The organism is Methanosarcina subterranea, from assembly GCF_055385895.1.
Genome location: NZ_AP042426.1, coordinates 339,868 through 359,265, shown reverse-complemented (window position 1 = coordinate 359,265; position 19,398 = coordinate 339,868). Strand labels below are relative to the sequence as shown.

14 protein-coding genes are annotated in these 19,398 nt (G+C 44.4%); 11 read left to right on the top strand and 3 right to left on the bottom strand.

All coding sequences use genetic code 11. The features are described 5' to 3' along the window. Window positions 1-42: 42 nt before the first annotated feature. Window positions 43-834 carry a flavodoxin family protein gene (locus tag ACZ5A8_RS01510; RefSeq protein ID WP_464531829.1) on the bottom strand — a complete coding sequence of 264 codons (792 nt, stop codon included), beginning with the start codon at window positions 832-834 and terminating at the stop codon, window positions 43-45. Window positions 835-1,151: 317 nt separating this feature from the next. Here ACZ5A8_RS01510 and ACZ5A8_RS01505 point away from each other — a divergent pair, with 317 nt between their 5' ends. The 3 genes from ACZ5A8_RS01505 to ACZ5A8_RS01495 all read left to right on the top strand — a co-directional run bounded on the left by ACZ5A8_RS01505 (window position 1,152) and on the right by ACZ5A8_RS01495 (window position 5,531). Further along, complete coding sequence (locus ACZ5A8_RS01505; protein ID WP_464533979.1) at window positions 1,152-2,672, top strand: PAS domain-containing protein; 1,521 nt, start codon at window positions 1,152-1,154, stop codon at window positions 2,670-2,672. Between the two features lie 344 nt (window positions 2,673-3,016). Continuing rightward, window positions 3,017-4,933 (top strand): NosD domain-containing protein, encoded by a 1,917-nt coding sequence (locus ACZ5A8_RS01500; RefSeq protein WP_464531828.1) that lies wholly within the window; start codon window positions 3,017-3,019, stop codon window positions 4,931-4,933. Continuing rightward, on the top strand, window positions 4,917-5,531 hold the full coding sequence (locus ACZ5A8_RS01495) for a cobalamin B12-binding domain-containing protein (protein WP_464531827.1): 615 nt from the start codon (window positions 4,917-4,919) through the stop codon (window positions 5,529-5,531). The genes ACZ5A8_RS01500 and ACZ5A8_RS01495 overlap by 17 nt, the downstream gene beginning before the upstream one ends. Window positions 5,532-6,733: 1,202 nt before the next feature. Here the strand turns inward: ACZ5A8_RS01495 and ACZ5A8_RS01490 are convergent. Next, window positions 6,734-7,987: an ABC transporter permease gene (locus tag ACZ5A8_RS01490; RefSeq protein ID WP_464531825.1), complete on the bottom strand. Its 1,254-nt coding sequence runs from the start codon at window positions 7,985-7,987 to the stop codon at window positions 6,734-6,736. Then, the gene (locus ACZ5A8_RS01485) at window positions 7,980-8,891 is read right to left on the bottom strand and encodes an ABC transporter ATP-binding protein (RefSeq protein WP_464531824.1); all 912 of its coding nucleotides are present in this window, start codon (window positions 8,889-8,891) and stop codon (window positions 7,980-7,982) included. Before ACZ5A8_RS01485 ends, ACZ5A8_RS01490 begins: the two co-directional genes overlap by 8 nt. 114 nt (window positions 8,892-9,005) lie before the next feature. Between ACZ5A8_RS01485 and ACZ5A8_RS01480 the strand changes: the two genes are divergently transcribed. The 8 genes from ACZ5A8_RS01480 (at window position 9,006) to ACZ5A8_RS01445 (ending at window position 19,274) form a co-directional block, all read left to right on the top strand. Next, complete coding sequence (locus ACZ5A8_RS01480) at window positions 9,006-9,677, top strand: dihydrofolate reductase family protein (protein WP_464531822.1); 672 nt, start codon at window positions 9,006-9,008, stop codon at window positions 9,675-9,677. A 688-nt stretch (window positions 9,678-10,365) separates the two neighbouring features. Continuing rightward, complete coding sequence (locus ACZ5A8_RS01475; protein WP_464531821.1) at window positions 10,366-12,306, top strand: proton-conducting transporter transmembrane domain-containing protein; 1,941 nt, start codon at window positions 10,366-10,368, stop codon at window positions 12,304-12,306. Beyond that, a complete protein-coding gene (locus ACZ5A8_RS01470) occupies window positions 12,303-13,244 on the top strand; it encodes a respiratory chain complex I subunit 1 family protein (protein ID WP_464531820.1) in 942 nt (313 codons plus the stop codon). Before ACZ5A8_RS01475 ends, ACZ5A8_RS01470 begins: the two co-directional genes overlap by 4 nt. Then, the gene (locus tag ACZ5A8_RS01465) at window positions 13,241-13,927 is read left to right on the top strand and encodes a hydrogenase subunit (protein WP_229387480.1); all 687 of its coding nucleotides are present in this window, start codon (window positions 13,241-13,243) and stop codon (window positions 13,925-13,927) included. The genes ACZ5A8_RS01470 and ACZ5A8_RS01465 overlap by 4 nt, the downstream gene beginning before the upstream one ends. Beyond that, a complete protein-coding gene (locus tag ACZ5A8_RS01460) occupies window positions 13,924-15,474 on the top strand; it encodes a proton-conducting transporter transmembrane domain-containing protein (RefSeq protein WP_464531818.1) in 1,551 nt (516 codons plus the stop codon). Before ACZ5A8_RS01465 ends, ACZ5A8_RS01460 begins: the two co-directional genes overlap by 4 nt. A 12-nt stretch (window positions 15,475-15,486) precedes the next feature. Then, on the top strand, window positions 15,487-17,124 hold the full coding sequence (locus tag ACZ5A8_RS01455) for a hydrogenase large subunit (protein WP_464531817.1): 1,638 nt from the start codon (window positions 15,487-15,489) through the stop codon (window positions 17,122-17,124). 36 nt (window positions 17,125-17,160) lie between these two features. Then, window positions 17,161-17,673 carry an NADH-quinone oxidoreductase subunit B family protein gene (locus ACZ5A8_RS01450; RefSeq protein ID WP_229387475.1) on the top strand — a complete coding sequence of 171 codons (513 nt, stop codon included), beginning with the start codon at window positions 17,161-17,163 and terminating at the stop codon, window positions 17,671-17,673. Window positions 17,674-18,488: 815 nt separating this feature from the next. After that, complete coding sequence (locus ACZ5A8_RS01445; RefSeq protein ID WP_464531816.1) at window positions 18,489-19,274, top strand: helix-turn-helix transcriptional regulator; 786 nt, start codon at window positions 18,489-18,491, stop codon at window positions 19,272-19,274. The last annotated feature ends 124 nt before the right edge of the window (window positions 19,275-19,398 follow it).

The following is a 19,398-nucleotide window of genomic DNA, read 5'->3' as shown; positions in this document are numbered from 1 at the left end:
ATTTTCGTGCGCAGGCCCATCATCGACTGGGTAAGAAAGGATTTAACTCCCTATTTCAGCCAGATCCTTTCGCATTTTTCTCCTCAGCATCTTTTCAGATATCCAGCCAATAGCATTGTAAACGGGATTTACCGGCACATCCACGTAATATTTTGCTTCCGGACTGAGCCAGCCTTTTTCTTTCCAGTATGCATAATCTGAAGGAGAACTCTGGCCAAGTTCACCGAAACTTGCCTTCTGAGCACGAAAAATGAATATATCTTTAAGCCCTGGAGAGCGGCGCTCTTTCTGAAAGGAATTATAAAACATAGATGAAGCTTTCTCAAGTTTCTGATTATTCTCCTGCTCTTTCTTTCTGGAAATTGGCCCTGGAGGAGTTACTATGCCAACACGGTAAGATACTTCGAAACCCCATATACTGGCTACCAGTTTCAGGTAATCGAGAACTTCCTTAAGGCCCAGAGCTCCGGTGGTGGAGAGAAGAAGGACTTTTTTATCGAAAAAGCGTGGACGATGAAAAATATAGGAGAAGCGGTCGATGAAATTCTTCATGAGTGCGGAAACATTCATGCCGTATACGGGCGTAGCAAAAATTACTCCGTCGGCAGCATTCATTTTCTGTTCAATATAAGGAGCATCATCTTTACATGGACAATGATCCTCTCCTTTTATAAAACAGACAAAACAGCCACGACATTGAGACAGATTGGCATCTTTGAGCATCAGATACTCGAATTCAACACTACCCATAGACTGCATGAACTCTTCTATTTTTTGTACAGCTCGATAAGTATTACCTTTTCGAGGACTTCCCATAATTACCAGGATTTTCATGATCTGGATACATTCCTTCGATTCTTACTAAATAATGGTTAGATGATGTCGTTTCCTGAACCCGAAGGCAGATATCATCACCTTACGGACAACCACAAATTTGAGAAATTTCAGTTATATATAAAGAACAACTATATGTTCTCTGAAAAATATAGTATAAAAGGTTGGGCATTGATTTTCAGATCCATATTTTTCCTGCTGAAATGCTTCCGGTTTTTAATTGCAAGAAATGTCAGAATCTTTCTGGGGGTGAAAGAATTACTTCTTTAATATCCGAAGATGCGGGGCCTGAAGAGCTTGAGGCAATAGCGGTGGCAGTGCATTCTCTGGTTGGGCTTCCGACTACCATCCGCAGTTTAAATCGAAAGGGGCTTCGCCTGGAACATGGGAAGATAATTGATAAGGATTATACAGGTCCGGTACTCGAAGAGGTGCTCATGACCGGCACGACTGTGCATGGAGTCCCGAAAGGGGGAACATACCTTGGCAGGAATGTGGTTGTTTCTCCTATTTTCTCGGAGGACGGGAAGGTTATTGCGGCGATAGGAATAGTAGATCTATTATCTATCCTCAAGATGCAGGAAATAATCAGGACCGTAGTAAACAACAGCCCTGCAGTTGTTTTCCTGTGGAAAAACCAGAAGAAATGGCCTTTGGAGTTTGTTTCAGAAAACGTCGTTCAGTTCGGATATACTGTGGAGGACTTTATTTCAGGGAATATCCTTTATGGAGATGTTATCCATCCCGAGGACCTGAAAAGAGTTGAGGAAGAGCTTGATAAGCGCATCCGGAGAGGTGAAGTTGACCTCAATACGGAATACAGGATATTCACAAAAGCTGGAGACCTGCGCTGGGTCAATGAAAGGGCATTCATCCAGCGAAATGAAGAAGGGGAGATAACCCACTTACAGGGACTTGTCCTTGATGTAACCGAACGAAAAGAGAAAGAAGAAGCTCTCAGGGAATCTTTTGAAGTGCAGAGGCTTCTGAGGACTATAATAAACAACAGCCAGGCAATAGCCTTTCTGTGGGAAAATAAAGAAAACCTGCCTGCAGAATATGTTTCGGAGAACGTGGTCCAGTTCGGGTATACTGCAGAAGATTTCACATCAGGAAAAATAATATACGGAAGTATAATTCACGAAGATGACGTTGGCAAGGTTAATGAAACCCTTGAACGAAACATCGCAGAAGGCCAGGATTCCTTCGGAATTGAGTACAGGATTTTCACAGGAGACGGAAAAATGCTCTGGGTGGATGAAAGAGTCTTTACCCAGAGAAACGCAGAAGGCAAAGCAACTCACCTTCAGGGCCTTGTTGTAGATATTACCGAAAGAAAAGAGGCCCAGAAAATGCTTGAAATCCAGAGAGAACTGGGAATGAAGCTTAACACTACCTGGAGTCTACATGCTATTCTTAACCTGGTACTTGATGCGTGCCTGCAGATAAACGGGATAGATGCCGGAGGCATTTATATTAAGGACGAACTCCTGGACCAGATAAACCTTGTTGCATCCCGCGGAACTTCTCCTGAGTTTAAAGAAAAGGTTTCAAGATATAAGGCAGGTTCAAACGAGGCAAAACAGATCTGGACTGAAAAGTCCATCTACTCAATGGACTTTTACTCCGAAAATGTGACTGAAGCGGTAAGGAGAGAGGGAATTACAGCCGTTGCAGTAATTCCTCTTAAATATAGTAACGAAATTATAGGGAGTCTGAATTTTGCCTCCCATACGCTGGATAAGATCCCATGGAGTATCCGCAACTTCCTTGAAAGCATAGCTCTCCAGGTGGTAAACCATATAGCTCCGGTCTGTATCCAGGCAGACCTGTCATAAACCGCCCGCGAACTGAAGTTAACCGGTTTCCGATCTAATTCCTCGATTCTCAATGAATAGTAAAAGATAACAGTTATTATCCAGATAATCAGGTCTAAATAACAAAATTAAAACTCTTTTTTAAATCAGCTATAGAATCTATGGAACCTATTTAAGACCCGGTTTTTTGGATTAACTGGGTGCAGGATTTGCTGAATTCTTCGGCAAGTAGATTTTTAATCACCTGTCCTGTTGAATTTGCTCAAACCTCAGGACTCACTTAGGAGAAAGGCTCGCCCAGCCTTCCTTTTAGAGCTCATGAGTGGAGACTAAACATGGTTTCGTTTAAAGGAAGATGATAACTATTGAAAGGGAAGAAAATACTCATATTGACTGCCGTTTTCACACTGCTTCTCATTATATCAGGCCCTGCATCCGCAGCCACTTTTTACGTAAAGGAAGGAGGAGGAACAGGAGCATACGGGAGCCTGCAGGAAGCGATAAATTCCGCTTCAGAAGGGGATGTTATCCTTGTTGAGGAAGGGAGATACAGTGAAAACGTACTCGTAAATAAATCTCTGGAGATAAGCTCCGGAAATTTGCACCCTAAAAACACTATAATCACTGCTATGAACCCTGAACTCCCCGTGTTCCACGTGACTTCTGATTCAGTACGAATCAGCGGATTCACTTTGAAAGGAGCAAATTCCTCATATGGCATATATCTCGACGGCGTTTCGGGAAGCAATATCAGTAACAACTATTTTTCGGGAAACTGGAGAAGCATCGTGCTGAGAGATTCGCACGAGAACTCCCTGGAAAGTAACCGCTTATCCAGCAGTGATGACGGAATCTGGCTTGAAAGTTCAGGGCAGAACTTAATAAAAGATAATAAGGCGACCTGTAACCGACATCACGGCTTCTACCTTAATGCATCCGAAAACAATACCCTTCAAAATAACTGCGTGTCTGAGGGAGCAGTTGGCATCTATATGGAAAACTCATCCGGCTGCCGTGTGCTTGCCTCGAAAACATCAAACAACTTTTACGGGATCTACCTTACAGGCTCCGGGGAAAACCTGCTCGAAAACAACACTGCAAACTCAAATGAGATGTACGGGATATACCTCGGAAACTCGAATGGAAGTTCCCTGAAAGGAAACAAAGTAAATTCGAACCAGTGGGGGATCTATCTCGACTCAAGCTTCAGCACACTTCAAAACAACAAAATGTCCTGCAACAGCAGGAATTTCGGAGCTTATACCTATCACTACAGGGGTGAAATGAATAACACTATCGACACCAGCAACAAGGTGGACGGAAAATCACTATACTACTTAGTAGGGGTTTCAAACCAGACTCTTGATTCCGATTCTAATGCAGGAGTTGTCTATTGCATTAATTGTGAAAACATCACCCTCAAAGACCTGGCCCTTGAAAACAGCAGTTTCGGGATTTACCTGTATAATACTCAAAACTCGCTGCTTGAAGGAAACAGCATCTCAAACTGCGAACACGGAGTTTACCTCGGAAACTGTTCTATGACAGCCCTGAGGGGCAATGCTGTCAATTCAAATGAAGGAGACGCCTTAATTTTAAGCAGCTGCAGAAACTGCCTTGTAGAAACAAACAACGCTTCGAACAACATGGCCGGGATCTGGCTCTGTGATATCAGCAAGGACAATATTCTGAAAGAAAATACAGTTACTTCGAACAGCTGGTGCTGTATCGATCTTGGGGACACAAGCTGCAACAATACTCTTGATGGAAATATCCTTTCAGAAGCTTATGAAGGGATCTATCTCTACGGGGCCAGCGAAGAAAATACTCTGAACAACAACACTATAACAGCCAGTTCCTACGGGATATATACGGAAGGCTGCGGCAATAATACAATCTCAGGAAACAGTATTTCAGTAAATGATGTCGGTATCTCTCTTAACCTGAACTGGACCGATGGGGCAGGTTCGAACTGCAATATCATCTACAACAACTACCTGAATAACAGAAAAAATGCCGAAGACTACGGAACAAATACCTGGAACATTTCGAAAACCACAGGCATGAATATTGCAGGAGGGCCTTACTTTGGCGGGAATTTCTGGGCTTCTCCGGAAGGAGATGGTTTTTCAGAAACAGCTTTAGATGAGGATGGAGATTTGATTGCAGACCTTCCTTACAACGTAACGGAAAAGAACTATGATTATCTCCCCCTTGTATTTGAGAACTCTGTAGAAAAACCCGAGAATGAAGACGGGAAGAAGTGTGAGAAGAGCAGGTAAGTCTGGAAAAAGAAAGAAGAAAATCTGGAGAAAGAAAGGAAAGAAAATTATGTACGGAAAAAAATTGAATTTGCTTGTCTTGTTAATCCTGGGAATAGTTGCTGCGCAATTCGTCTTCCCGGTGTCAGCCGGAAATTCCAGCGGGCAGGAAAAAGAGAGTGTCGGGACCGTCATAATCGCCACTGTTGAAGGGGATTTTCATACTTACGAAAAGGACAGTATTGCGGCTGCGTTTGAGGAAGAAGGTTTTGAAGTAATTAACCTTGGAGCCGGCGTTTCGGCTGAAAACTTTGCTGCAGCCGTGAAAGAACAGGAAGCCGATTTTGTATTCAGTTCCGCCTCAATGAGTACAACCATGATCCAGCAAATCCAGATTGAAGAGCAGCTCAGAGAAGCAGGGATCCGGGACAAGGTTATAACAGGCGTCGGAGGGTCGCTGGTTACTCAGGACTGGGCCGACCGGATAGGAGCTGACATCTATGCCTCAGGACCGGAAGATGCTGTTTTCAGGGCAAAATCTGCCCTCCTGACTGGCAGCATCCCCGAAACCCATATTTCGGCTAATGAAAGTACCAGTTGCGGAAGCTGCCACGGATAAATTAGTGGCTTTCAGAAACCTCTGAAAAGGGATTGAGGGATGATCGGGAGACGGGGAAACCTCCCAATCAGAATTATCGTAAACTGCCAGTGAACCGGGCTTTTCTGTTTCAAGCATGATTCCTCAAACCTTAAAAAGCTCTATCCAGAGGCTTTCCAGGGGATTCGAACTGCAGGAGCAGAAGAAATTTTTACCAGGAACCAGAGTTTCATTTTTCTTTTATGGGCATTCCCTAAATCTCCCTTGGTTAAAAAAATCGTATACACTTGTATATTATCGACATCTATGACATTTATGACTTTAGCGACATTTATGACTTTAGATAGTAATGCAAGCGGAAATCAGGCACTATGAAAAAGCCGAAGATTCTGTTGATCTTGTTATTTATTCTTTCCTCTGCTCTTGTGATTTTTACATTGGGGATTTTCTTATTCGGGAACCTTACTGACAGCAGTTCCGGGTATTATTCTGAAGCTGTAAATCTGGGACCTCCTGATTAGAATGCCAAACTTGAAAAAACGGAAGAGACAGGCTATACTTTGAGAGGGTCTTAGCCCTGGCCCGGAAGCATTAGACTGGACCTTCAACAGGAACGAGAATCTTGGAAAAGCAGTAAAAGATTAGAAAACAATAATTTATGGGCTTGAACATCGAGAAAAGAGCAGTTTGGTGGTTCACAAGGATCCTGCATCAATGAAGTATATTACGGGATCAGCTTTCAGACTGTCCTGAATTTGCTTCATTTTACATCTCACGTGATAATGAAGTAGATTTCGGGATCAGTTTTCAGGCTGTCCTGAATTTGCTCCATTATTACATCTCACGCGCCAATGAAGTAGATTTCGGGATCAGTTTTCAGGCTGTCCTGAATTTGCTCCATTTCACAGTACTTCCCTTATGAACCAATTAATACTATGTAAGTTATAATATAAAATACCAGCGATAGAATTAGAGATTATTTAAACAGTCAATCGATTTGATAATCGAGTGCCTTTATTCACCTGTAAAATCGATTTCATTTACCTCCAGTATTTAACAAAATATTTACCTCCAGTATTAGTAGATTACATGGTAGATCACCTCAAAGGAAGCAGATGAGTTAGAGATAGGGAGTCAAGACACTTAATCCATTAAATTCAAATTAAAGCCTTGACATGCCAGCCTAACCCAGCGTATTTCTTCTTTATCTACCTTTTTTCCTTTTACCTGCCCCCTGCCCGGACATTTTTCAGGATTTCTTTTACCCCTGGCCTTTTTCCGTACATAAGCAGGTAAACCCTGAATAGCCTGCTCGACAGTACGATTACTGCGTGTATCGAAACAAAAAGAATGAATAGACTTGCTGCGATCTGGTAGAGAGGCACTTCCGAAGCTCCTATTCTGGAAAGCATGGCCACCGGAGATGTAAAAGGGAAAAGAGACAGGAAGATTGCAAGGGAGCTGTCAGGTTTCGTAAGGATGAACTGCATGAAAACAAGAGGAAACGCGGCAGCAAATGTGAAGATCCCCGCGACCTGCTGGCTTTCCTGGAGTGAGCCTGTTACTGCCCCGATTCCCGCCATCATGCTGGCAAAGAAGAGGAAACCGAGCAGGAAATAGATAAGGGCAATAAAAAGAAGCATGGGCTCTATTTTTACTGGAAGAGCATATCCACCTCCGAAAACGACTACTGAAAGCCACACGACAATCTGCAGAAGGCCGATTGCACCAAGACCCAGTACTTTGCCGGTAAGAAGTTCTGAAGGGGTTACAGAAGAAAGAAGAACCTCCATAATCCTGTTTTCCTTTTCCTCAGCAACCCCACGGAGAAGATAGCCTGATGCTGAAAAAATGCTGAAAAATAGAAGGAAAGCCATAAGGAAAGGAAGACCGAAATTGGTCAGGATCTCAGCTATGCCCTGCTCTGATGATTCTCCATTATCTCCGACATTATACAGCTTCATGTTGACCGGATTTTTGACCCTCTGAAGCACGGGCTCATCCACGCTGTCTTTCAGGAGGGAATCAATCGCTATATTTGAGAGTTCAGTCGAGAGTTCGGCCCCCGGAACTGGCGTTCCCTTTTCTGAGGTATAGAGTTCAATTACACCGGTATCAACGAAATCTTCAGGGACTATAAGAAAGGAAGAGATCTGTCCGGACTGCAGAGCTTTCCTGGCTTCAGAGCTTTCTTCGTATTTTACAAACTCTATAGTTGATGCCTTTGCCCCCAGCGGTCCTACAGAAAAACCTTCGGTGGTGGAGAACTCAGGAAAATCAAAGGAATCGGTTATGTCGATATAGCCTATACTCTGGTCTTCTGCAGGAGTAGTACCGGCAAGTAAGGGAGGAATAAAAGCAATTCCGACAAGGATGAGGGGAAAAGCAAAGGTCATGAAGAGAAACTCTTTACGCTTTATGGTTTTCAGGAACTCGTACCTGGCAACAATTAAGGTTTTTCCGGATAATTTACTCACCAGAAGCACTCTCCACAGTTTCAATAAAAATCTCGTTCAGAGAGGGAAATACCTGCTCAAACCGCAGGATTTCGGTTCTCCGTATAAGCGCTTGAAGAACTGTCTGTGCACTTATGCCTTCCTCAGGAAAGATCTCAACTGATCCGTCGTGCTCCGTAATTTTTCTGATGCCTTGAATTTCTCTAATGAGGTTCAGGCTCCTTTTTTCGGCAAACTCCACATGCAGGGAGTTTTTTCCGTGTTCCTTTCGTATACCTGCAACGGTGCCGTAAAGCACTCGCTGGCCTTTATTGAGCATAAGGATCCTGTCGCATAGTTTTTGTGCCTGTTCCATCATGTGTGTGGAAAGGATAACAGTCCTGCCTTCATTTCTGTACTCAAGAATTTTGTCTTCAACGGTTTTTGTACTCACCGGATCAAGCCCGGAAAAAGGCTCGTCAAGAATAATAAGTTCAGGGTCATGGATAATTGAAGAAAGGAACTGAATTTTTTGCTGCATCCCTTTTGAAAGCTCTTCTACCCTTTTTTCCCTGTGTTCATACAGTTCCAGGGATTTCAGAAGAGACTCTGCACTCGTATGAGCCTTTTTTTTAGGGACATTTTTAAGCTGTGCGAGGTAGACAAGCATGTCCAGAAGCTTCGTTTTCCTGTACAGCCCCCTTTCTTCAGGAAGGTAGCCTATCCTGTCTTTTGCAGCAGGACCCAGAGAACCCCCAAAAACCCGGATTTCTCCCGAGTCCGGTTTTATGATATCGAGAAGCAGTCTTATAAGGGTGGTTTTTCCAGCCCCGTTTGGGCCCAGCAACCCGAAGATCTCCCCCTTCTCGACTGAAAAAGAGATATCTCTGATAACATTTTTTTCTGCGAAAGACTTTGATACGCCTTCAAATTCCAGAGCATGCATCCAGATTAAATATATTCCAATATAGAATAAGTTTATTGAATGTTTAATTTGGGTTAATAAGCGACTTTAATTTGAGTTAATAGACGATTTTAATTTGGGGAAACAGGTGACAATATGCTACCCAGACTGGTTATACACAACACCATAAGTCTCGACGGCTCGACTACCGGTTTTACTGCAAACCTTGATGTCCACTATGGAATCCTGGGCAGTTACGAGCCCGATGCCATGATAGTCGGCTCAAATACCGCAAAGACGGGAACACAATTTTTTTGCGAAAAGATCCCTCCGGAAGATGAATTGGACTTTAAAAAACCTGAAATCCAACCCGGTGACTCGCGGGCGTACTGGATGATCGCTGATTCACGGGGAATTCTCGAGGGGCTGATGCATGTATTCAGGCGTTCCGAGTACAGTAAAGATGTAATTGTTCTTGTATCGGAGAAGACTCCTGAATCTTACATCAATTACCTCAGGGAAAGAAATTATGATATTATCCGGGCAGGAGCAGAACGGGTCGATGTCAAGCAAGCACTTGAAATTGCAAATGAACGGTATGGTTTTAAACTCGTAGTCTCGGACAGCGGAGGAATTCTGAACGGTATTTTACTCGAACAGGGACTTGTCGAGGAAATTAGCATGATCCTGACTCCGGAGATTGTGGGGAAAAATGGGACAAACCTTTTCAGAGACATTGAGAAAAGCGGGATCCAGCTTGAACTTGTAAGAAATGAAGTCGTGGAGAAAAAATACGTGCATCTGGTTTACAGGGTTTTAAAAGGATAATAAGGACAGAAATCATTCTACGAAAGTTACTTTACATCTTGCAATATATTCTTTAGAGACATTCTGTAGAGACATTCTGTAGAGATATTCTGTAGATATATTCTGTAGAGATAATTCATACATTCTGGTCGCAACTGAAGATAGTTTTGACTATGCCGCAGATAAGGTAATAACCTGCTTCATTTTCTGAATTTTTAGACCTATATTAATTTTCTGTAAAGTTTTGAACTTAAAAGTAATTCTGTTGAGAGCACACCAGGTTGCGTAAGGTTATTATAGTACTGACCATTCCAGTCCCCCTGTAATAAGAGTCAGATATCAGGGATTCCCTCTGGAGAAACAGAAGAGCAAATTTTTTTAATATACTTGAAGTCCTGATTCTTTACCTTTATAAAAAATATATATCATGAATAATAATTATTAATCCGTACAATAAACTTTATAATGTAAACCTATATAATATTAGAAAGTATCAGGCAAAAACGTCCCCGGGGAGAGCAACCCCGGGATGAAAATTACGGTGGAATGTCAATACGAATTACAGAACTAACCCTAGCATCTCATATACAGAGGATAATTTCGAAAGTTTCGCTTTAAACGAGGCAGGAGCTGGAAAGCCAGAACTCTCTGCCAGGACTGAGAAACTGCTTTCAGCTTTTCTATTAGTTGCCGGATTACGGTTTGAGGAGTGAATACATTGCTCGAAGTCTTAATGTACGGTGCAATTGCCGCCCTTATATCCGGAACTGTCCTCCCTCTCCTGTACCGCAGTAAAAACACAAGAAAGGCTTCCTTTGGCCTTTCTCTTATCTCATCAGTCCTGCTTCTGGGATTTGCAGGCGCGATCCTCTACACTGGAAAAGAGCCTGTATTTCCAGCCATAGGATATCTTCCTGGACTGGACTTTACCCTTGCTGCAGACCGGTTAGCAGCCGGATTTATCCTGTTAATTGCAGCAGTTGTTCCCGGAGTTTCAATATATTCAATCGAATATGTGGAACATGCTAAAAGCGAAGCCAGGAAAAACCTGCAGGCAGCCCTGACAAATCTCTTCATCCTTGCCATGCTTATGGTTGTACTTGCAGGCAATATGGTAGGCTTCCTGATTTTCTGGGAAATAATGTCCCTTTCTTCGCTCCTGCTTGTGCTTCATGATTATTCTTCTGAGGAAAATAAGAAAGCCGGCTTTTTCTACTTTGTGATGACAAACATCAGCACGGCTTTTCTCTTCCTGGGCTTCATAATCCTCTTCAGGCTGACAGGCTCTGCCGAATTCGGACCTCTTGAATACTCTGCAAGTGAGCTGGCTCTCCCCTTCTTCTTTCTTTTTATTGGCTTCGGGGTCAAAGCAGGGCTTGTTCCTTTCCATAAGTGGCTGCCCTATGCTCACCCTGCAGCTCCATCAAGTGTCTCGGCACTGATGTCCGGAGTTATGCTGAAGGTTGCAGTCTATGGCTTCCTGCGTTTCCTTCTCTCTGTTTCCACGCCTGAACTCTGGTGGGGAGTACTTATCATTACAGCAGGCAGCCTTTCGGCCCTTTTCGGAGTAATTTATGCCCTCAAGGAAAACGACATAAAAAGGCTCCTTGCCTACAGCAGCATTGAAAACATAGGGATTATTTTCACAGGAATCGGGCTGTATGTTATATTCAGGGTCGAAGGGCTTGAATCCCTCGCACTGTTAAGCCTTGTCGGAGCCTGTTTCCATGCCTTTAACCATGCCCTCTTCAAAAGCCTGCTCTTCCTCTGCGCAGGATCAATAGTCCATGCTACAGGCACACGGAAAATCGAAGCCTTCGGAGGGCTTGTAAAAAGCATGCCTGCAACCTCTGCGCTCTTTATGGTAGGCTCGGTCTCGATTGCAGCCCTGCCGCCAACAAACGGTTTTGCCGGAGAACTCCTGCTTTATCAGGCTTTTTTCCAGTCTTTTGCAGTAACTAACCCTCTGCTTACCGTGTTTCTAATAATTGCCCTCTCAAGCTTTGCCCTTACAGGAGCGCTGGCAGCTGCCCTTTTCGTAAAACTTTTCGGGATTACCTGTCTTGCCATGCCGCGCTCGGAAAAGAGTCGCCTTGCCAAAGAGGTCCAAAAACACATGTTGATAGGGCCCGCAATACCTGCAGCCCTCTGTATACTTGGAGGGCTTTTCTCAAAGCAGCTACTTTCTCTTGCAGGCTGGGAGATTGAGTTTCCGGACCTGCTTTTGCTGGGGCTTCTGCTCGGGTTAATATATACAGCCCTATTCCTGATAATCCGTTCAAAAGAAACAAGCCCTGCCAGGATTAGCGAGACATGGGGATGCGGAATCCCGACCCTTTCCCCTTACATGGAATACAGCTCTGCAGGCTTTTCCGAACCTCTAGTGATGATCTTTAAAAACATTTACAGGACAAAGATCGTGCACAGGGCTGAATATTTCGACAGGCAGGAAAGCCTCTTTAAAAATGGGAATGTGGAAATACGCCTGCTTCGTTTCTTTGAAGAGTACCTCTACATTCCTCCTGCACTGGCAATAGAGAGCTTTTCAAAATATGTCTCAAAACTGCAGAACGGAAAACTTGATAGTTACGTCCTCTACGCCTTTCTGGCAGTCATTGTATTGATCATAGCAACAGGAGGCTTTGTATGAACACATCGTTCCTGCTCTTTGCCCTCTTAAATCCTCTCTTTGCCCTGCTGGCAGCCCCCCTATACATGGCCTTAATCCGGAAGGTAAAGGCATACGCCCAAGGAAGAAAGGGTCCGAGGCTCTTTCAGGTTTACTACGATTTAAGAAAACTCATGCAAAAGGAAGCAGTTTATTCCCCTACATCCTCCTGGATCATGCGATTTACCCCCTACCTGAACCTTTCAACTCTGCTAGTTTGCTCCCTTTTCGTACCTCTTGTCTTTGTACCGGAACCTGCAGGAGGGCTTGGGAACATCATTGTCTTCCTGTACCTTCTGGCGCTTGAAAGGTTCTTTACCGCCCTTGGAGGGCTTGATGCAGGAAGCGCTTTCGGAGGCATGGGTAGTTCAAGGTCAATGAGCCTTGCAGCTGTAATTGAACCTACAATGGTAATTTCTTTTGCAGCTCTTGCCTTTGTCCTGAAAAGCCTGAACCTGCACCAGATGTTCGCACTTACTGCAGGCACCGTACTTCCTATCAGTCCTACCCTTGTCCTGGTCTCGATCTCTCTCTTCATTATTCTAATAGTGGAAACCGGCAGGCTCCCTGTAGACAACCCGGCGACACATCTCGAACTTACTATGATTAATGAGGCAATGATCCTAGAACAGACAGGAAAGAACCTTGCTCTGCTCGAACTTGCCCATGCCCTTAAACAGTTCCTGCTGATGGGGATATTGATTAACACAATCCTTCCGGTAGGGCTCAGTACCGAGATAGATGCCGGAAAAATTGCGATTTCAGCTCTTCTCTTCCTCTTGAAGGCAGGGCTGCTCGCAATAATAATCGGGCTCTTTGAATCAGCCCTTGCAAAGATGAGGCTCTTCAGGCTTCCTGCATTTTATGTGATGGCATTTTTCTTTTCAGCCCTTACCATCCTTATCGAGGTGTTTGCATGATTGACCCTCTCTTCCTTGAAGGCATAATAAAGATCCTTTTCGTCTTTGTCCTTATCAGTGCAGGGCTGATCATCTCAACCCGTAACCTGAGTTCGGTCCTCACCACATATACAATCCAGTCTTTTCTGCTGGCTGCAGTTTCATTTCTCCTCTACCTGATAGACGGAAAAAGTCAGCTTCTGCTGCTGGCAGGCCTGACCCTGGCAAGTAAAGTGATTCTGATTCCTTACTTTATCTCCAGAATAGAAGAGAAAATTAAAATCGGAAGAGACCTTCACTTTGCATATCTTGAGCCAACGCCCTCTCTTTTGCTGAGCATAGGCCTTATCCTTCTCTCTTACACCTTTCTTTCAAAGGTCTTCGAAGGCCTGCCTCTCACGAAGCTCTTCTTCTTCGGGGCTGTGATAGGGCTTTCCCTGACCCTCATGGGCATGCTTGTGATGTTCAGCAGAAAAAAGGTCGTCACAAAAGCGCTTGGCTACCTCAGTATGGAAAACGGAGTCCTGATGTTCGGCCTCTTTGTGACCGAGCTTCCCTTTATCATCGAAGTCCTGATTATAATCGATCTTGTCATCCTGGTTATGCTGACAACTATTCTGGCTGTAGGGATGGATTCGAGCATTGAGGAGTACAGGCAGAAGTTCAGAAAACTGCAGGTCTGGACAGGAGTTGAATCCCAGTGATCCGGTACTACCTGTTAATAATGGGGATATTCCTGGCACTCGGTCTTATTCCAAAGTCTCACAGGCTCATGAATGCGCTTGCCGCAGGAAACGGCATGTTGCACCTTATTATGAGCTGCGTCGCCCTGCTCACTTTTGACCTCCCTGGAAGGCTCGGAGAATCTCTCTATCTGGACCACCTTAATCTTTATGTAGAACTGATAACGGCGCTGGGATTCTCTGCTGCAGCCTTCTATGCAAAAGGGTACACTGACAGCCTTATGGAAGCCGGAGAACTTGACCCCAAGAACCTGAAGACCTTCTATCTTGCCTTCAACCTCCTGCTTGTCACAGCCACTGTTGCGCTCTTCTCAGATAACCTGGCGCTCTTCTGGATATTTGCAGAACTTACAACGGTCTGCGCTGCCATGCTTGTTGCAATTCTCTCGGCAAGGGAAAATATCGATGCCGCCTTAAAGTACGTCTTCATAGTCTCCGGAGCCATGCTCTTTGCTTTCCTGGGGCTGATTTTCCTCTTCACCCTTTCGGAACAGACCCTCGGAGAGGGCACCCTCAACTGGACAGAATTGGCAGTTCATGCTTCCGAGTTTTCTCCTGCCCTTCTCCTTGCAAGCTTCACATTCATGTTCATAGGCTTCGGGGCAAAAGCAGGGGTGGCTCCTTTCCACACCTGGCTCCCGGACGCCTATGCAAGGGCACCTTCGGTAAGTGCAATTCTTTCAGGTCTAATGCAGAACCTGGGAATCTATGGCATTATCAGGATGTATGCCCTGCTCAGAGAGAGCAGTGCAGCCCCACAGGCATCTTCTATCCTGATTGCAGCAGGGGTTTTTTCAATTGCTCTTGCTTCATTCAGCATGCTCCAGCAGAGGAATTTAAAGAGGTTGATAGCCTTTTCAAGTGTCGAGCACATGGGCCTTCTCCTCATAGGAATAGGGATAGGAACTCCTCTTGCCCTTTTCTGGACTCTTTTTTACATGCTCGTCCATGTCCTGGTAAAGGAAACCCTGCTGTTTTCCGCAGGCATCCTGCACAGGCAATACAGAAGCAACATGCGTGAAGATATGAAGGATGTCTTTAAACTCCAGCCCAGGGCAGCCTGGGGCCTGATCCTTGGGAGCATTGCAATTGTAGGAATGCCACCTTTTCCCCTCTTTCCGGCAAAATTTTTCATCCTGCTGGAAAGCGCGGCAATTTCTCCCTACCTGACCCTTGCATTGCTGCTAACGCTCATCCTTGCAGCTGCGTCCTTTGCAAATTTTCTGTTGAAAGCCTTCTCGAAAGTGACTGTAGAGGAAGAGAACGAAGAAGAGGACCACAGGCACCTAACCAGGACTCCTGCAGGAACAGAAGAAATTGAACTGGAAAACGTCATCGTAAAAGCAGGTCGTGAGAAAGAAAGACTTTCGGGCCAATATATGGTAAGAAATGGAATGAGGGTTCCAGCAATTTTCATGCTGGCTCTTGCCCTTGCCCTTGGCTTTTATTTCCCGGATTCATTAAGGGATCTGCTTGATGCGATAATTCTTGAACTCGGGTATGTTTAAGGGGCAGTGCATATGGATATTAAAATAAATAAGGATACAACGGATTTGCTTTTAATGGTTTCGAGCATAGCAGGAAAGGAGCCCGAACTGCTCAATGCCCGTGAAAACGAGATATACCTGAAGGTTTCGGAAACCGGGTTTAAGGATATCTTTCCTTCGCTCGCGGAAAGGAAGTTCAGCCTGATAGGGCTCTTCTGCGCAGAAGCCTTTGAGAAAAAGGAGGGTTTTACCCTCTTTTATGTTTTCAAACAGGCAGGCAGGGCACCTGTCCTTGTACTTGTCCGGGAGGCAGTGAGAGGAAAAAAGGTTACCTCAGTTGCAGAAATATTCCCATCAGCCTCCTGGTTTGAGCGGGAAGTAAGGGACGGATTCGGGCTTGATTTTACAGGTGCATTTGATACCAGAAGGCTCTTTTTGCACGAGTGTTATCCTGAAGGCTTCCATCCCCTGCAAAAGGCTTTCAAAAACGGGCCGATCCGTCCGACTGAAACATCCGGCAGGGAATACAAATTCAGGCAAGTCAAAGGTGAGGGTGTATACCAGATTCCTGTCGGGCCTGTGCATGCCGGAATAATTGAGCCTGGGCATTTCAGGTTCAGTGTTATAGGAGAGCCTATATTCAGCCTGGAAATCCGGCTTTTTTATAAGCACAGGGGAATAGAGAAACTGGCTGAAGGAAAAAAACCCTCAGAATGTGTCGCTCTCGCTGAAGCCGTGAGCGGAGATGAGAGTATGGCAAATGCAACAGGGTTCTGTATGGCAGTGGAACAGGTTTGCGGAATAAACGTACCTGAAAGGGCAGAACGTCTGCGGGCAATAATGCTTGAGCTCGAACGCACCTATTCCCTGCTGGGAGACCTTGCCGGAATGGCGGTAGATGTGGGTTTCGCTCTTGTGGCAAGCCCTTTCTTTATGCTAAGAGAAGAAGTGCTCAGGCAAAACGAAAAACTGACAGGGTCAAGGTTCCTGCGCGGAATGACCATTCCCGGAGGATTGAAAAGAGATGTCCCGGATTCCCTCCTGAAAGACCTTACTGCCTTCCTTGAGAAGTTTTCCAGGGCATTCGAGTCTGCTTATGACAGGGCAATTTCTTCATCTTCACTGATCGACAGGTTTGCGACTACAGGCATAATAAAAAAGGAACTTGTATCTCCGCTTAACCTTACAGGCCCTCTTGCAAGGGCTTCAGGCTATCCTGCCGACACACGGCTTGACAGGCCCTATGGAGCTTACAGGGACTTTGCTCCGGAACCTTCGGTAAGAAAAAGAGGAGATGTCCTTTCCCGTTTTGAGGTGAAAGCTGATGAGATCCGTGCATCTGCAGGCCTGATCCTGCACCTCGCAGAAAACTTTCAACAGGGTCCCGTATTTGCTGAAAGCGCAGAATATGATGGATACACCGGGCAGAGTTCAGGAGGAATCAGCGGCTCTGGAGCCACAGGATACTCTCTTGCCCTCGTAGAAGCTCCAAGGGGACAGAACCTGCACTGGATCTATCTGAAAAACGGGCTTGTTGACCGCTATAAGATAAGAACCGCATCTTTCTGTAACTGGCAGGCTATAGAACATGCAGTTATAGGGAATATTGTTCCTGATTTCCCCCTGATAAACAAAAGCCTTAACCTTTCATATGCAGGAACTGACCTTTGAACTCGGAGAACTAAAGAAACATATTGAGGTATGATTATGGTAAACCCTCTTTCCCTCTTCCTCCGCCCGAAAGTTACGGAGACCTTTGAATTCCGGGATGAAGAATTGGAAGCCCTTGGAGCAGAAATAAAAAAAGAGATCCCGAAAGTTTTCGGGCATAGCCTTGCCATCCGCGAACTGGACTCAGGCAGTGACAACTCCACAGAGATTGAGATCTCAAACCTCGGAAACCCTCATTATGATGTTGAAAGATTCGGAATCTCTTTCGTAGCATCCCCGAGGCATGCTGATGTCCTCCTTGTTACAGGAGCAGTCACCCTGAACATGGCTGAAGCAGTGAAAAAAACTTATGAAGCCATGCCCTCCCCAAAGTTTGTAGTAGCAGTAGGAGACGATGCCTGTGACGGCGGGATCTTTAAAGGTTCTTACGCCGTACTGGGCGGGGTTGATAAAATCCTGCCCGTGGATCTGAAAATTCCCGGGAACCCTCCATCTCCGAAAGAAATCCTGCAAGGAATTTTTGCCCTTGTCAAGAAAGCCAGAAATTAACCAGAGAATTTCTTCTGCCCCAGGCAGGAGGTTTTTTCCTTTTATCCAAAATTACCTATCCTTGCTCCAGTCCTGTTTCCTGAAGAGACTTTATCTGCCGGGACAGGCTTGTTATCCAGTACTTACTATACCTGTACCGATATTTTTTAAATACCTGAAAGATATTCAGGATAGTAGGCTCTCGACATAGCTGATTTTCGTGAAATCCGTGAGAATAAATTTCCGCTGAGGCAGTGATAGCGGTGGATCAGGGAGATTACATGAGATCTGATTTTTATTGCAGTATCGTATCTTAATATTTCTTACAGGACTGCTTTTAAAGGCGCAGGAGCATCCCTATTAAAAATAGAAAGTACAATGCAGAGTTAAGCGGCCGGATAAGGCTAAATATCTTTGCTATAAAAAAAATTAGCACTAAAAATATCAATTATGTACTGACTGCGGGCGAGAAGGTTTAAAACGAGAAATAAGCAAAAAATGAAATCCTAAAAGCGAGAAGAAGATTTAAAACGACAATATTTGGAAATCCAGATAAAAAGTAAAGGAGAATGAGTTAAAAGATCCATTAAAAACAGAAAGAAAATTGGGTGAAAAAGGAAGGGAAAGGAGCTTAACTTTAAGAAAGTAAGTAATTTTTGGAAAAAAATATAAGCAATCAACTGAAAAGTAGCGCATGAGTGTTGCACTAAGTCCCCTTTACGGTTTTCTCCTGGGAGAAAGAAAGGACTTTTGCCAATAAAGGTTGCTTCCTGAAAAGGAAGGAAGGGGAAATCCCTCCGTCATACTTAAGAAGCTTCTAGGGGAGATGGAATAAAATGAAAATATCACTTATTGACCTGGCGTTCCTATCTGAAAAAAGGAAAGACGTACTGCTCCTTCTGGAAGAAGGGCCCAAGACAGGCGACGAAATAAAAACAGCCCTTAACGTGAATTCGACTTCAATTATGCCCCAGATCAAGAAGTTAAAGGAAGGGCGCCTGATAGTGCAGGATGAAAGAAATACCTACAGGCTCTCGGATATGGGAGAAATAGTTGTCGAGAAGATGGAGCCTCTTCTGGATACGGTTAGAGTTTTTGAGGAAAACTATGATTACTGGATTAACCATGATTTTACCGCAATCCCTGAACACCTTCTTAACAGGATAGACGAACTCGGAAATTACTTCATGCTTGAGGCCGACCTTAACCGGCTTTTTGAAGTCCCTGAAGACTTTAAAAATAACCTGCTCGAGTCAAAACATATAAAAATGTTTCTTTCATACTTCAATCCTCTCCACATTGAAATATACTCCGAGCTCGTAAGAAAAGGAGCGGAGATGTGCCTTATCCTGACAGAGCCGGTATTTGATAGAATGAAAAAAGACTATTTTGAAGACCTGAAGACTCTCGTGGAATCAAAAAATACGACAGTCTACATCTGTGATAGGAACGTAACCCTTAAAGACGTCGTAACAGAACGTTTCTGTTCACTTGTACTCTTTGATAAAAAAGGAAAGTTTGACCATCAGCGGTTGATGAGCTTTGATGAAAGTGCACTTAAATGGTGTGAAGAGCTTTTTCTATATTATAAAGATACATCCAGACTCCTGGAGACAATATAATTGTCCACAGAATATTATCCTTTAAAATAGAAGCAGCATCTGTTCGAAACACAAGACTGAAGCCGGAACTAGACGAAAAATCGAATCGGGACTGAAAACTGGATTGGGAAAAACATCTCGGCTC

What these genes read in the sequence shown, in the direction of transcription:
- ACZ5A8_RS01510 (WP_464531829.1), bottom strand. Translation starts at nt 834, where the DNA reads ATGAAAATCCTGGTAATTATGGGAAGTCCTCGAAAAGGTAATACTTAT.
- ACZ5A8_RS01485 (WP_464531824.1), bottom strand. Translation starts at nt 8,891, where the DNA reads ATGCATGCTCTGGAATTTGAAGGCGTATCAAAGTCTTTCGCAGAAAAA.
- ACZ5A8_RS01480 (WP_464531822.1), top strand. Translation starts at nt 9,006, where the DNA reads ATGCTACCCAGACTGGTTATACACAACACCATAAGTCTCGACGGCTCG.
- ACZ5A8_RS01470 (WP_464531820.1), top strand. Translation starts at nt 12,303, where the DNA reads ATGAACACATCGTTCCTGCTCTTTGCCCTCTTAAATCCTCTCTTTGCC.
- ACZ5A8_RS01465 (WP_229387480.1), top strand. Translation starts at nt 13,241, where the DNA reads ATGATTGACCCTCTCTTCCTTGAAGGCATAATAAAGATCCTTTTCGTC.
- ACZ5A8_RS01455 (WP_464531817.1), top strand. Translation starts at nt 15,487, where the DNA reads ATGGATATTAAAATAAATAAGGATACAACGGATTTGCTTTTAATGGTT.
- ACZ5A8_RS01450 (WP_229387475.1), top strand. Translation starts at nt 17,161, where the DNA reads ATGGTAAACCCTCTTTCCCTCTTCCTCCGCCCGAAAGTTACGGAGACC.
- ACZ5A8_RS01445 (WP_464531816.1), top strand. Translation starts at nt 18,489, where the DNA reads ATGAAAATATCACTTATTGACCTGGCGTTCCTATCTGAAAAAAGGAAA.